Source organism: Eggerthia catenaformis OT 569 = DSM 20559, assembly GCF_000340375.1.
GTDB lineage: Bacteria > Bacillota_I > Bacilli_A > Erysipelotrichales > Coprobacillaceae > Eggerthia > Eggerthia catenaformis.
Genome location: NZ_KB446646.1, coordinates 326,722 through 340,665, shown reverse-complemented (window position 1 = coordinate 340,665; position 13,944 = coordinate 326,722). Strand labels below are relative to the sequence as shown.

The following is a 13,944-nucleotide window of genomic DNA, read 5'->3' as shown; positions in this document are numbered from 1 at the left end:
GTAGATACCGGTTTTTCTGCAACTGTAGTTGATGATGAGGTGGACTATGAGCAGGTTAACGGTGATGGACCTTATCTTGAAGGAAAAATTACTATCAAATGATTAAAAAGCATACCATATGGTATGCTTTTTAAGATAATTTTTTAGTTTTGATGTTAATTCTTTCATCTTTTTTCATTTGTTTAATATAATTACTATTAGTTATAATGCTTTGCTGATTAGGAATTAAATAATAAAGTTTTCTATTAGGCATCATTGCACCACCTGTCATTAATTTACCGGTACCTGTTAGAATAGTTGTCTGGAAATCCCATTTAATACCTTTATCAAGCTGCATATTAACAAGATCCTTGATTTTAGAATCCTGCATATTTGTCTGGAAACATCCTTCAACAGCATCTAATAATTTACCATATCCGGTTAAGATAGATGGTGAACTCATCTTACTGATAATAGCTTTTAAGACATCCTGCTGATTCTGTGCTCGATGAGCATCACCATCATTATAGGCATGTCTTTCTCTAGCAAATGCTAATGCCATTTTACCATTCATATGAACATTGCCTTTCGGTATTCTAATGCTTTTATTTGTCCAAGGGACATAACTTTTATCTGAATAAACATCAATACCGCCTAAAGCGTCTACAATCTTCTCTACAGATTTAAAATTAACTCTTGCATAATAGTCAATCTGAACATTCATAAAGTTTTCAATTGTCTTAACAACATTCTCTGTACCAAATAATCCGGAATGTGTTAATTTATCTTTCTTTCCTGAATTAGCAAGCGGTACAAAATAATCTCTTGGAATACTTGTCATTAATACCTGTTCTGTCTTAGGATTAACTGTCACTAACATATCTACATCAGAACGAGAAGTTGATGAAACACTTCCTCTTGAATCAACACCGCTGATTAAAACAGTAAAAGCTTCTTTTGTGATATTTTTATTTGCAGTTCCTTGGTTAGTAGTTTCCTTGATCTCATATGACCAGATGATTCTTGTTTCTGACTCAAATGATGGATGATCTTCTAATAATAATGTATCATAGGCAGAATCAATGAAGATAGCATCTATTTTACCGGCATAGAAATCTTTTCCTAATTCTTCAAATGAAGTATATGATTTTGTTTTAAAAGTAATCTTGTCTTTTAAAGCTGCTTCTGCTTTTTCATATTTTTTAGCATTAACATCCGGTGTTACACCTATCGTCTTATCTTTTAAATCTTCAATTTTCTGATATTTACTATCTTTTAAAACAATCATTTGAAATGTTGTTGTCTGAACATTCTGTCCGGTAATTTTACTTAAGGCATTTCCACCTCTGGCAACCATGGATGAAGCCACAATAAGCAAAATACTTAATAATAATGAAACAATCTTTCCTATTAACGGTCTAATAGGTGTTTTAGCATGTTTACCTATTTTCTTTACCGGTTTAGCAAAGAAAAAGTTAATAATGAATAATACAACTAATACTACAGCTAAAATAGCTTCATATAGTGCCGGTAATAAACCCAGCTTTACTACAAAATAAACTAAAGCAGCTGATGCAATAAACTGAATAGTTAAAACAATAAGCCATACCGATATTCCTTTAAAATTCTTATTCATAATATCCTCCATAAATAAACTACTGCTTACTCTCATTGTACTCTTAAAGTACCTATTTAAAAAGATAAATTTAAACAGTGTTATTCTATACCAAACAATTCTTATAATCAATATTTTTTATATCAAATTAAAATAGAAAACCGGTTATAAAAAATTCCCATTAAGCAATGGGAATTTATATACTCTTATGAGCATCCTTTAAAAACTGTGCAAATTCTTCATCTGTTGCTAATACTGAATGAGTATCAGAAACTTTATGTTCTATCCCCGCTTCATAATCCAACCCGCTTTCTTCATAACTATAAGTAAAAGATTTTCTTGTCTTTTCTACTCTTGGATTTGGATGAGGAATAGCTGATAATAAAGATTTTGTATAAGGATGTAATGGATTGGCAAAGATCTCTTCTGCTGTTCCTGTTTCAACTAAATGTCCTAAATGTAATACCCCAATTCTATCACTGATATATTTAACCATTGATAAATCATGAGCAATGAACAGATAAGCAGCACCTGTTTCTTTTTGCATATGCTTCATTAGATTAACAACCTGTGCCTGAATAGAAACATCCAATGCTGAAATAGCTTCATCAGCAATAATTAAATCAGGATTTAAGATTAATGCACGTGCAATACCAATACGCTGTCTCTGTCCTCCGGAAAACTGATGAGGATAACGTGAAGCATGTTCACGTGATAATCCAACCATCTCTAACATCTTATATACTTTTTCATTTCTTTCTTCAACAGACTCATAGGCATGATGAATATCTAATCCCTGAGCAATAATATCTAATACTTTTTTACGTGGATTTAAACAAGCCATTGGATCCTGAAAAATCATAGCCATCTTTGTACGTAAAGTTTTAATAGCTTTATGACTCATTTTTCCGGAAATATCTTCTCCTTCAAAGATAATCTGTCCTTCAGTCGGATCATAAAGACGAATAATAGAACGCCCTGTAGTAGATTTACCGGACCCTGATTCACCAACCAAGCCATATGTTTCTCCCGGCATGATTGTAAATGAAATACCATCTACCGCTTTAACAGTAAACTTTCTGCTTACTCTAAAATGCTGTTTTAAATTTCTAACCTCTAGAATAGGAGTAGTGTTATCCATTGACTACACCTTCTTTCTTCATCTTATCAATTCTCTTTTTTAAAGTTTCAGGCATTTCAATATGAGGTGCCTTTTCATGCATCAGCCATGATGCAACTCTATGAGAATTAGAACCTTCAACATTGAACATTGGCGGTTCTTCTCTTAAATCAATATTCAAAGCAAACTTGTTTCTAGGAGCAAAAGCATCTCCTTTTACTTTTAATGTTAAATTAGGAGGTGATCCCGGAATAGTATATAATTCCTCATCATCAGTATCTAAATCAGGCATAGCTGATAATAAGCCCCATGTATAGGGATGACGGGGATCATAGAAGACTTCATCAATCTGTCCTGTTTCAATGATTTTTCCGGCATACATAACATTAACAAAGTCTGCAACTTTAGCAACAACACCTAAGTCATGAGTAATATAGATAACTGATAAGTCTTTTTTCTTTTGAAGCTCTTGAATCAATTCAAGAATTTTTGCCTGAATTGTTACATCCAGGGCAGTTGTCGGCTCATCACAAATAAGAACATAAGGATCACATGATAATGCGATTGCAATAACAACACGCTGTCTCATACCTCCTGATAACTGATGAGGATAAGCTTTCATACGTGCCTGAGCATCTGTAATACCTACTTCTTTTAATAATTCAACAGCTTTATTCCATGCTTCTTCTTTTGATGTTCCATAATGATACATCATTGGCTCCATGACCTGTTTCCCGATTGTCATTGTAGGATCAAGTGATGTCATAGGATCCTGAAAAACCATAGCAATCTTACGTCCACGAATTTCCTTCTGAATCTCTTTCTCACTCAATTTAACAACATCTTTAGTAATCTTTTCATGAGTCTTAGGATCTTCCCATGTATATTCAATACTTCCGCTATCAATACTTCCGTTCTTCGCTAAGATTCCCATAATTGCTTTAGTCGTTACTGATTTACCGGATCCGGATTCACCTACTATAGCAATAGTCTCACCTTTATACAGATCTAAGTTAACACCACGAATGGCAGAAACATTAGAGCCATCAGTCTTAAAGGAAATATTTAAATTGCGAATTTTTAATACTCTTTCTCTTGCCATCATTACATCTCCTTCATTGTTGGATCTAAAGCATCTCTTAAGCCATCTCCAAATAAGTTAAAACTTAACATCAGCACCGCCATAACAATAGCCGGAATAACCATAGCATGAGGATGTACCTGGAAATATTGGAATCCATCATTGATCAATGTACCTAAAGAAGCTAACGGCTTTGTAAGACCTAAGCCGACAAAGGCTAAATAAGCTTCATAGAAAATAGCATTGGGAATGGTCATCATGGAATTAATAATTAACTGTGAAACAATATTTGGTAATATTTCCTTAAATAAAATAAAGAAATGTCCGGCTCCTAGAGTTCTGGATGCTAATACAAACTCATCTTCCTTGACCTTTAAAACCTGTGCACGTGTAATACGAGACATAGGAATCCATTCGGTAAAGATTAAAGCAATAATAACTGTTGTCAGGTTTGGCTTTAAAATAGTTAATAAAATAATTAAAACAACTAATGTCGGAATGGAATTAATAATCTCCTGAATTCTTTGCATAACAGAATCTATCATTCCGCCAAAATAACCGGAAATCATACCGTATGTAATCCCAATCACAACATCAATAATAACTGCTACAACCGCAATAATTAAAGAATAACGAGTTCCCTGCCATGTACGAACCCATAAATCACGTCCTAAATAGTCGGTTCCAAATAAGTGCTCCAAACTTGGTGCCAGATTAGTAATTGAAGTATTTGATTCATCATAATGATAATGAGAAAATATTGGAACAACAATTGCCAATAAAGCAATAATCACAATAAGAGCAATACCGATTAAAGCCCCCTTATTCTCTTTAAAACGATCCAATATGTCTCTCCACTGAGGTTTAGCAGGAGCAACCTGATCAATCGCAATATTTTGTTTATCCCCGACTAATTCAAAATCATCAGGTAAAAATTCAATATTCTTCATGATTATTCTCCTTTCCCAAGTCTAATACGCGGATCAATAAATCCATAAGAAACATCAATAGCTAAAACAATTAAAATATACATAGCTGCATATAAGAATGAACATGCCATAATAATGTTATAGTCATTTGCATGAATAGAATTAATAAGAATTGTTCCCAGTCCCGGTACTCCGCATATCTGTTCAACAACCATTGTACCGGTCATTAAATTAACCAAAATCGGTCCAAGAATAGTAATAACCGGAATCAAAGCATTTCTCAAAGCATGACGTAAAATAAGAGTCTTCTGATCTAATCCTTTAGCCATTGCCAGAGTAATATACTCACTGCCTAATACTGAAATCATTTCTGTTCTTGTAAAACGAGCAACATTTGCAATAACACTCATTGATAAAGCCAGTACCGGTAAAACTGAGGATGTAATCGGCTGTGCTTCATTATAAGCAACAGGAGCCCATTGCAGATTTACACCAAAAAGAATAACCATCAGTAAAGCAAATACAAATGAAGGAATTGAAACACCTAATACTGAAATAACCGTTGCGATTGTGTCCCAGATAGTGTTTCTCTTTAAGGCTGCAAAAATACCTAAAGCCATACCCACAATTGTTCCAAATAATGTTGCTGCAATACCATAAATAAATGATATTTTCGCACGATCCATAACCAGTTCAGCAACTGACTGATCAGGATAAAGCTGATAAGATACCCCAAAATCACCTTTAATCATATTAGAAAGATAAGCAAAAAACTGTACAATAACAGGTTTATCCAAGCCATATTTAGCATTTAAAATAGCTATCTGATCTCTGCTTAATTTTTCTGAGTTAAAAGGAGAACCGGGCATCAATCTTGTCATTAAAAACAAGACAAAAAGTATGACGAAAAGCGTTATTGCCGAAATCAAAAGACGCTTTCCAATATACTTTAACATGGATTTATCCATTTTTTTCATTCCTTTCTTTTTCAATAAAGAAACACATTATAGCAAGAGCTATAATGTGTTTACTTACTATTTTTTTCATCACTATTTTTTTTCTACATAAGTAAATGTGTTTGGTACACCAACTGCTTTAGTGATAACACCGCTTGTATTTGTTGCTTTTAAAGCAGAACCGCCTTTTTCAAAGACAGGAATATTTCCTAATTCATCCATAGCTACTTTTTCAGCCTGAATCATTAATTCATAACGCTTATCAGCATTTGTTTCCGTACGTACCTGTTTCATTAAAGCATCATATTTAGCATTACTATATTTACCGTAGTTATTATTATTACCTGTAGACATTAAGTTCAGATAAGTTGTCGGATCAGCATAATCCGGACCCCATCTAGTTAATGCAAAATCAAATCTACCGCCAACCATACGATTATCAATACGGTCTTTCTTAGTCGTAGCTTTCATTTCAATCTTTAAGCCTTTAATCTTAGCAAAATTAGTCTGTAAATATTCAGCAACCTTATCAGCCGGAGATTCATCATTACCATATAAGAACTCAAATGTCAAAGAAGATACGCCTAATTCTTTTAAACCGGCATCAAAGTATTCCTGAGCTTTCTTAACATCATAAGAAGTAAAAGAACCGGCAAGCTTACGGAAATCTTCTCCCTTAGCATTCTGTGATAACTGTGCCGGAACAAATCCGGTAGCAGCCTTAGAACCATCTTTTAATACTTTAGAAGTTAATGAATCTCTATCAATCGCATAAGATAAAGCTTTACGAATATTAACATTAGCCATAGCTTTTTTCTTAGCAGCATCCTTGATATCATGATTTGGTTCGAGATACCATAAATAACCTTCATTATACTGTACATAAGTATCTTTACCTTTATACTTATCAACTAATTCAGATGAAATAATCGCAAAATCAGTACTTCCGGAATCAAAGCTGGCACTGGCAGCCTGAGGCTTAACAGCTAAATCCATATGTAAATTCTTCATCTTAACAGCTGAAGCATTATAATAGCTTTCATTCTTTTCAAAATCAGCAGACTTACCTTTTGTCCACTTAGTCATCTTAAAAGCACCATTAGATAATACATATTCAGGTGCAGTTCCATATTTCTTACCGGCTTTTTCAGCAAACTTCTGATTGATTGGATAATAACATGGGAATGTCATTAACTCTAAGAAATAAGGAACAGGTGCAGCTAATTCTACAACTAAAGTCTTATCATCCTTAGCCTTAACACCTAAAGTATCTAATTCAGCCTGAGTTGCTTTTGGTCCTTTAGCCTTTAACACATTAGCATTCTTAATATTGGCACCTTCGTCACCATACATATAAGAATACTTACCGGAATTCTTTAGGATTCTCTGCCATGCATAAACAAAGTCTTTAGCTGTAACAGCATCACCATTTGACCATTTAGCATCTCTTAAAGTAAATGTATATGTTTTTCTATCATCACTTAAAGTATAAGACTTAGCTAATGCATTAGTCTGCTTTCCATCTTTATCAAGTCCCATAAGACCTTCAGTAACAGCATGTAATGCAGTAAATGACATACCATCATCAACAACTGTTGAATCCATACCTAAGATATCTAATTCTGAAGCAAATCTGAAAGTATCTTTAGAATCAGACTTAGAAGAACCACAGCCTGCTAACATTGCTGCTGATAATACAATAGCAGCACTACGTTTTAACATCTTCATAAATTTTCCTCCAATTGATTTTATGAATTAATATGGTACCTAAAATTTACCATATAGACAATATACAACTAATATAAATACATGTCAACAAAATTATTAAATTAAATTTAGATATTTCAATAGTAAATTTAATTTAATTTTGGATAAAAACAAATAAATGATTATTTAATTATTAATTGTATATAATTTACTTAAAATTATAGAAATAAAGACTTACTTTTCTTAACATGATAACTCTTTAAAGGCAAATAAATAATTTATCATAATGCAATAAAATGTTATAATGTGGAATAAGGAGGATTCAAAATGAAAAAAACAATTTATTTATTAAGACACGGAGAAACATTATTTAATACTCAACATAAAATCCAAGGATGGTGTGATTCTCCTTTAACTCAAAAAGGTATAAAGCAAGCGGAAATAGCTTCTCAATGGTTTAAAAATGAAGGTATCACTTTTAACAGTGCTTATTGCTCTACCAGTGAAAGAGCCTCTGATACCTTAGAAATTATTACCGGCTCCACTATCAAATATCAGCGCCTTAAAGGTCTCAAAGAATGGAACTTTGGAGCCTTTGAAGGAAAGGATGAATGTCTTAATCCTGTGCTTCCATATGGTGACTTCTTTGAATACTACGGCGGTGAAAAAGAAAAAGACTTTCAAAAAAGAATTGTCTCTACTATCATAAATATCGCTAAAAACGATTCCTCTCAGTCTATTTTAATCGTCAGTCATGGAGCGGCTTGTGCTCAATTCTGCCGATATTGGGAAAAATATAATATTGTACAGTATCAAAGAGGAATCAAAAATTGTTCAATCATGGAATTTTCTTATGAAAATGATATCTTTTCATGCCAGAAAATCACTGTTCATGATTTTTCATCTCTTTAAAATAAAAGAACTGACTCCTGTATTCTACAGGAATCAGTTTTCTTCAAGTCATAATGAATGATCTATTTAATAAATCAGACTTTCCGGCTTTTTACAAAATCTTTTAAAGATAAGGATTGATCTTCTTTAAGAGTCCTTCTTTATTGGTAAAGCCAATGATTTGATCTACTGCTTCGCCATCTTTAAATAAGATTAAATTAGGAATAGATTGTACGCCATACTTAGCAGCTGCTTCAGGATTCTCATCTACATCAATCTTATAAACTGTTAATCCTTCTATTTCATTATCAAGCTGTTCTAAGACCGGACCAATCATTTTACATGGTCCACACCATGTAGCAAAGAAATCTACCAATACTAATCCCTGACTTGTCTTTTCTTGTAAATTATTTGTGTTTAAGTATTCCATTTTTATCACCTCGATTACATTATTACTGAAAAAACAATATATTGCAATTTATATGCATTGGTAAGATTTTCTTTTCATAGCTGATTTTTTCTAGTAGAATACTATATAGATATGAATATATTGTAATCCATTACATAAAATAAATGATTGATTTATTTAAAAGTTACGATAAAATGAGAATAAATTGCAGGAGGGATAAAAATGAAAGTAGCGATAATGACTGATAGTAATTCCGGAATAACTCAGAAAGAAGGAAAAGAAAATCATATTTTTATCTTACCTATGCCTGTTAATATTAATGGACAGGATTATCTGGAAGATATTAATTTAACTTTAGAAGAATTCTTTGATAAATTAATAAATGATGATGCTGATGTATTTACATCACAGCCTGTAATTGGTGACTTAACAAAGCAATGGGATCATCTATTAAAGGACTATGATCAAATTGTTCATATTCCAATGAGTTCAGGATTATCCGGAAGCTGTCAAACTGCAATAATGGTTGCTGATGATCCTAAGTATAAAGGAAAAGTCTTTGTGGTTGATTCACAAAGAATATCTGTCACTCAAAGATGCGATGCTTATGATGCTTTAGCTCTTGCTGAAGCAGGAAAGACCGGTCAAGAGATTTATGATATATTAATGGATAATAAGATGAATGCTACTATCTATATTACTGTTAATACCCTTACTTATTTGAAAAAAGGCGGTCGTATTACTCCTGCTGCTGCTGCTCTGGGAGGATTATTAAAGATTAAACCTATTCTTTCTATTCAAGGAGAAAAGCTTGATAAATGTGATACCTCACGTACTCTTAAAAAAGCTAAACGTATTATGATTGATCGTGTCAAAAGAGATCTCAAAGAAAAGAATATGGCAGATAATTATCATCTCTATATTGCATACACTCATGATTTGAATGAAGCTCTTGAATTTAAGACTCAGGTAGAAGAAGAATTTAAACATGAAGTGAGTGTTCACCCATTATCATTAAGTGTCTCATGTCATGTGGGTCCGGGCTCTTTAGCTTTGGCCGCCTGCAAGAAGATTACAGATTAAGGGAGAATACTCCCTTTTTATTTGCATGTGTCTGATAATTATATTAAAATGCAGTTAAGAAGATTAAATAATATTTATAATAATATATAATATAGAAAGCTAGGTGATTATATGACTCTTACAAAGAGTAAAAACAATGCTCGTAAATTTACAAAAAATGAACAAAATAATGAAAGCGGCTTAAAAAAAACAGATACCAGAATATTTGCTTTAGGAGGCTTAAATGAAGTAGGAAAAAACTGTTATGTTGTTGAACAGGATGATGAAATTATTGTCATTGATGCCGGTGTAAAATTTGCCTCTGAAGGATTACCGGGTATTGATTATGTTATTCCTGATTTCAGTTACCTTAAATATAATAGTAAAAAAATTAAAGGATTATTTATCACACATGGTCATGAGGATCATATCGGAGGTATTCCTTTCTTATTACAGATTGTTCCTATTCCAATTATTTATGCTTCCCCACTGGCATGTGCTATGATTCGCAGGAAATTAGAAGAACATAGATTAACAAATGCAACTAAGCTGGTACAAATTAATCGTGACAGTTTGATTAAAACAAAACATTTCAGTGTAGGATTTTTTAATGTTAATCATTCTATCCCTGAAGCAATGGGGGTTATTATTAATACTGAAAATGGACGTATTGTGGAAACAGGTGATTTTAAATTTGATTTAACTCCTGTTGCCCAGGCAGCTGATTATCAGAGAATTTCTTTTATGGGAGAAACAGGTGTTGATCTCTTATTAGCTGATAGTACCAATGCTGAAGTTCCAAGCTTTTCCATCAGCGAGAAAAAAGTCGCTCAAACTGTTCAAAAAGAATTCAGAAAAGCTGAAGGACGTATTATTGTTGCTACTTTTGCTTCTAACATCCATCGTGTACAGCAGATTATTGATGCAGCAGTCAGATTTAATAGAAAGATTCTTGTCTATGGACGCTCAATGGAAAACAATATTACTATTTCAAGAAAGCTGGGCTATATCAAATGTCCTGATCGTTTCTTTATCAGCAATGAAGAGGCTAAGCATCTTTCTGATGATGAAATACTGATTTTATGTACAGGCTCACAAGGTGAAGCATTAGCTGCTCTATCTAGAATTGCAAACGGTACACATAGACAAATTAAAATAAAACCGGGAGATACCGTTGTTTTTTCAAGTAATCCCATTCCCGGTAATCAATCAAGCGTTAATAGAGTCATTAATAAGCTCTACCGTGCAGGTGCTAAAGTCTTAGAGAATTCTTCCATTTCTAACCTGCATACGTCCGGACATGCTTCACAGGAAGAAATGAAACTGATGTTTCTACTAACAAGACCTCATTATTTCTTCCCAATCCATGGCGAATACAAGATGCTGGTGGTGCATTCAAGACTTTATGAAGAAGTTGGCGGAGATATCAATCATGCATTTATCTGTTCAAATGGTGATTCTCTTATCTTAAGGAATCACGAAGTATTCCCCGGTCCACGTGTTCATGCTGATGATATTTATGTTGATGGCAATGATTTAAGCGGACTTTCTACAAGTGTTCTTCATGATCGTACAGTATTAAGTGAAGACGGTATGGTTTCCGTTCTGGTTTCGATGGATTCAAGAGCCGGTACATTACTTAATAGACCTATTATTATGAGCCGCGGTTTTGTTTATATGAAAGACAGCACTGAAATGATTCATGAAGCAGAGAATCTTGTAGGTAAAAAATTGACACAGCAATTAAAAGGCAAAACAACATTTGCAGAAATAAAAAATACAATCAGAGATACATTAATGACTTATTTCTATCAGAAAACAAGAAGACATCCTATGGTCATTCCTGTCATCATGAATAAGAAATCATGACTACATTAAGAAAATATAAAAACAAATTTTTAATTGCTGTTGCAGTCATTGCTTTAGTTATCGTTTCTTTCTTTATATATGGTTATTCAGCAAATGGCTATACCTTTCATAATATTCAAATAAAAAGCAGTACACTTCCTAAAGATTTTAACAACTTTACTATTGCTTATTTCTCTGATCTGCATCTCAAAAGTGAACAGGATATTACTTTATTTAAAAAGATTACCGATGATCTTAATAAAAAGAATTATAATATGGTGCTTTTTGGCGGTGACCTCTATGAGAAAGATATTATCAGTGCTGCTAAAGTACAGAAGATAATTAAAAGCATAAAATCTTCCTATGGTAAATTTGCAGTTTTAGGAGATGAGGATCAGACTCATAAAAGTGAAGTAACACAGATTTTAAATGAAGGAGGCTTTGAAGTCTTAAGTGATGCCAGCCGGACTGTTTATTATAAGAAATCTCAGATTACTTTAACAGGCTACAGCATCCAGGCAACCAAGCCTCTTACCAAATCAACAAATTATACAGTCAGTCTCTCTCATTATCCTGATTTCTTTAAAGAAACTTCTAAACAGGAAGATCTTCATATATCAGGACATAGCGGAGGAGGTTATATCTATCTTCCTTTTATTGGCAGTCTTTATAAAGACAGTCATTGTAAGACTTATCATCATGGTTCTTATCAAAAAGACAAAGCAACGCTTTTAGTCAGTAATGGACTTGGACTAAAAAAAGATCTTCATATGAAGTTTTTAGCAAAAAATGAAGTACTGCTCATTACTTTAAAAAATTAACGAAGGCACTCATGTCTTTCGTTATTTTTTTATTGATTGATTATTTTACTTCTATAAATGGTTTTTTTTTAGTATGATAATAAGTGAAGGTGAGAACAATGAAAGGTGTAAAAAGCTATTTTATAAATATAGCACTTATTCTTTTGATTAGCGGAATATCTCTTTATTTCTCAATTGGCGGAGAATTTCAGCAGGTCAAAGAAGCCATCAGCAGTGCCAATCTGATCTGGCTTATCTATCTGGCTTTACACATGCTTTCCTATTACTTAGTAGATGCTTATTCACTATTATGTTTTGGTAAAGTTTATAAAAAAGATTATAATTTTAAACAGGCTTTGGTTAATGGATTAAGCGGAACCCTGTTTAATGGTTTAACGCCATCAAGCAGCGGAGGACAATTTGTTCAAATCTTTGTCTTTAATAATCAGGGTATTCCCCCTACTATTGCTTCATCAATATTACTATTAGCCTTTATCAGTTACCAGACTGTACTGATTTCATTTACCTTAGTAGTTATGCTGGTTCATGCCGGCTATTATATGCATGAAGGTCTTGCTGTAACAAGTATGGCAGCCATTGGATTTCTTGTGAATTTTATTGTGACTGCTGCACTATTCTTGGGTGCTACCTCTAAACGATTCCAGAACTTCTTAATTAATACCGTTCTATTATTTTTAGCTAAGATACATATTATTAAGAATTATGAAGATAGCTGTGCTAAAATTCAGACATATTTTGAAGAGTTTAGAAAAGAACTTAAATTATTACAATCAGATAAGCGTCTATTTTTTAAAGTCTGTATGTGTAACTTAGTAAAGCTTCTGATTATGTACTCCGTTCCTTTCTTTGCATGTCTGGCATTAAGAATACCTGTTCGTATTTCTCAGTATTTTAACTTTATCAGTTTAGCTTCTATTATTAATCTGATTAATGTCTTTCTCCCTATTCCCGGTGCCAGTGGCGGTAGTGAAGGTTCTTATATGATTCTTTTTGGCTTCTTAGGACAGACTGCTGCCAGCAGTTCCATGTTTATCTGGCGTGTATTCTCCTTCTATTATGGATTAATTCTTGGATTAACTGTCTTTATGGCATCCAAGGATACAAAAAAGAAAACAAAGCATTAGAGCCGGTTTGTTATCGGCTCTTTTAAAATATTTAAAAAACTTTTAGCACTTCTGTTGACAAAGTGCCAATATAGATTATAATATCTTTAGCACTTAAAAATAATCAGTGCTAAAAGGAGTGAATGAGATGCTGAAACCATTATATAAGAATGTGGTATTACAAAAAGAAGAAGCTCAGCAAAAAACAGCGAGCGGTATTATTTTATCAACAGAATCTAAGGAACTGCCAAGCATAGGAAAAGTATGTGCTGTCGGTCCTAAATGTGAAAGCGATCTTAAAGAGGGCGACAAAGTTGTCTTTAAGCAGTATTCCGGTACTAAAGTTACTGTTGATGATATTGATTATATTGTGATTGATGAAGAAGATATTTTAGCTTCACTTGATGATTAGGAGGAATGATT

The 13,944-nt window shown here is 33.0% G+C and carries 13 protein-coding genes; 6 read left to right on the top strand and 7 right to left on the bottom strand.

The features are described 5' to 3' along the window. Positions 1-130: 130 nt before the first annotated feature. The 6 genes from HMPREF9943_RS01605 to HMPREF9943_RS01580 all read right to left on the bottom strand — a co-directional run bounded on the left by HMPREF9943_RS01605 (position 131) and on the right by HMPREF9943_RS01580 (position 7,408). Entirely contained in the window at positions 131-1,615 is a 1,485-nt protein-coding gene (locus tag HMPREF9943_RS01605) for an LCP family protein (protein WP_004801440.1), read from the bottom strand. A gap of 175 nt (positions 1,616-1,790) precedes the next feature. Continuing rightward, on the bottom strand, positions 1,791-2,735 hold the full coding sequence (locus tag HMPREF9943_RS01600) for an ABC transporter ATP-binding protein (RefSeq protein WP_004801438.1): 945 nt from the start codon (positions 2,733-2,735) through the stop codon (positions 1,791-1,793). Beyond that, positions 2,728-3,819 carry an ABC transporter ATP-binding protein gene (locus HMPREF9943_RS01595; protein ID WP_004801436.1) on the bottom strand — a complete coding sequence of 364 codons (1,092 nt, stop codon included), beginning with the start codon at positions 3,817-3,819 and terminating at the stop codon, positions 2,728-2,730. The genes HMPREF9943_RS01600 and HMPREF9943_RS01595 overlap by 8 nt, the downstream gene beginning before the upstream one ends. Beyond that, positions 3,819-4,745, bottom strand: coding sequence for an ABC transporter permease (locus HMPREF9943_RS01590; RefSeq protein ID WP_004801434.1), 927 nt, complete (start codon positions 4,743-4,745; stop codon positions 3,819-3,821). Before HMPREF9943_RS01590 ends, HMPREF9943_RS01595 begins: the two co-directional genes overlap by 1 nt. Before the next feature lie 2 nt (positions 4,746-4,747). Continuing rightward, positions 4,748-5,692: an ABC transporter permease gene (locus HMPREF9943_RS01585; protein ID WP_004801432.1), complete on the bottom strand. Its 945-nt coding sequence runs from the start codon at positions 5,690-5,692 to the stop codon at positions 4,748-4,750. Between the two features lie 81 nt (positions 5,693-5,773). Beyond that, positions 5,774-7,408: a peptide ABC transporter substrate-binding protein gene (locus tag HMPREF9943_RS01580; RefSeq protein WP_004801430.1), complete on the bottom strand. Its 1,635-nt coding sequence runs from the start codon at positions 7,406-7,408 to the stop codon at positions 5,774-5,776. A gap of 306 nt (positions 7,409-7,714) precedes the next feature. Here HMPREF9943_RS01580 and HMPREF9943_RS01575 point away from each other — a divergent pair, with 306 nt between their 5' ends. Next, positions 7,715-8,299 (top strand): histidine phosphatase family protein, encoded by a 585-nt coding sequence (locus tag HMPREF9943_RS01575; RefSeq protein WP_004801428.1) that lies wholly within the window; start codon positions 7,715-7,717, stop codon positions 8,297-8,299. A 103-nt stretch (positions 8,300-8,402) separates the two neighbouring features. On the opposite strand, the gene trxA is transcribed toward HMPREF9943_RS01575, so the two are convergent. Then, positions 8,403-8,708: a thioredoxin gene (gene trxA / locus HMPREF9943_RS01570; RefSeq protein ID WP_004801426.1), complete on the bottom strand. Its 306-nt coding sequence runs from the start codon at positions 8,706-8,708 to the stop codon at positions 8,403-8,405. A gap of 201 nt (positions 8,709-8,909) precedes the next feature. On the opposite strand from trxA, the gene HMPREF9943_RS01565 reads away from it, so the two are divergent. The 5 genes from HMPREF9943_RS01565 (at position 8,910) to HMPREF9943_RS01545 (ending at position 13,933) form a co-directional block, all read left to right on the top strand. Beyond that, entirely contained in the window at positions 8,910-9,770 is an 861-nt protein-coding gene (locus HMPREF9943_RS01565) for a DegV family protein (RefSeq protein ID WP_004801424.1), read from the top strand. 111 nt (positions 9,771-9,881) lie between these two features. After that, on the top strand, positions 9,882-11,618 hold the full coding sequence (gene rnjA / locus HMPREF9943_RS01560) for a ribonuclease J1 (protein ID WP_004801422.1): 1,737 nt from the start codon (positions 9,882-9,884) through the stop codon (positions 11,616-11,618). After that, positions 11,615-12,418, top strand: a complete 804-nt coding sequence (locus HMPREF9943_RS01555) for a metallophosphoesterase (protein ID WP_004801420.1) — start codon at positions 11,615-11,617, stop codon at positions 12,416-12,418. Before rnjA ends, HMPREF9943_RS01555 begins: the two co-directional genes overlap by 4 nt. A gap of 98 nt (positions 12,419-12,516) precedes the next feature. Continuing rightward, the gene (locus tag HMPREF9943_RS01550) at positions 12,517-13,542 is read left to right on the top strand and encodes a lysylphosphatidylglycerol synthase transmembrane domain-containing protein (protein ID WP_004801419.1); all 1,026 of its coding nucleotides are present in this window, start codon (positions 12,517-12,519) and stop codon (positions 13,540-13,542) included. Positions 13,543-13,669: 127 nt separating this feature from the next. Further along, positions 13,670-13,933 carry a co-chaperone GroES gene (locus tag HMPREF9943_RS01545; protein ID WP_004801417.1) on the top strand — a complete coding sequence of 88 codons (264 nt, stop codon included), beginning with the start codon at positions 13,670-13,672 and terminating at the stop codon, positions 13,931-13,933. Positions 13,934-13,944 lie beyond the last annotated feature (11 nt).

What these genes read in the sequence shown, in the direction of transcription:
- HMPREF9943_RS01565 (WP_004801424.1), top strand. Translation starts at nt 8,910, where the DNA reads ATGAAAGTAGCGATAATGACTGATAGTAATTCCGGAATAACTCAGAAA.
- rnjA (WP_004801422.1), top strand. Translation starts at nt 9,882, where the DNA reads ATGACTCTTACAAAGAGTAAAAACAATGCTCGTAAATTTACAAAAAAT.
- HMPREF9943_RS01545 (WP_004801417.1), top strand. Translation starts at nt 13,670, where the DNA reads ATGCTGAAACCATTATATAAGAATGTGGTATTACAAAAAGAAGAAGCT.
- HMPREF9943_RS01550 (WP_004801419.1), top strand. Translation starts at nt 12,517, where the DNA reads ATGAAAGGTGTAAAAAGCTATTTTATAAATATAGCACTTATTCTTTTG.
- HMPREF9943_RS01605 (WP_004801440.1), bottom strand. Translation starts at nt 1,615, where the DNA reads ATGAATAAGAATTTTAAAGGAATATCGGTATGGCTTATTGTTTTAACT.
- HMPREF9943_RS01585 (WP_004801432.1), bottom strand. Translation starts at nt 5,692, where the DNA reads ATGGATAAATCCATGTTAAAGTATATTGGAAAGCGTCTTTTGATTTCG.
- trxA (WP_004801426.1), bottom strand. Translation starts at nt 8,708, where the DNA reads ATGGAATACTTAAACACAAATAATTTACAAGAAAAGACAAGTCAGGGA.
- HMPREF9943_RS01600 (WP_004801438.1), bottom strand. Translation starts at nt 2,735, where the DNA reads ATGGATAACACTACTCCTATTCTAGAGGTTAGAAATTTAAAACAGCAT.
- HMPREF9943_RS01575 (WP_004801428.1), top strand. Translation starts at nt 7,715, where the DNA reads ATGAAAAAAACAATTTATTTATTAAGACACGGAGAAACATTATTTAAT.
- HMPREF9943_RS01590 (WP_004801434.1), bottom strand. Translation starts at nt 4,745, where the DNA reads ATGAAGAATATTGAATTTTTACCTGATGATTTTGAATTAGTCGGGGAT.
- HMPREF9943_RS01555 (WP_004801420.1), top strand. Translation starts at nt 11,615, where the DNA reads ATGACTACATTAAGAAAATATAAAAACAAATTTTTAATTGCTGTTGCA.
- HMPREF9943_RS01580 (WP_004801430.1), bottom strand. Translation starts at nt 7,408, where the DNA reads ATGAAGATGTTAAAACGTAGTGCTGCTATTGTATTATCAGCAGCAATG.
- HMPREF9943_RS01595 (WP_004801436.1), bottom strand. Translation starts at nt 3,819, where the DNA reads ATGATGGCAAGAGAAAGAGTATTAAAAATTCGCAATTTAAATATTTCC.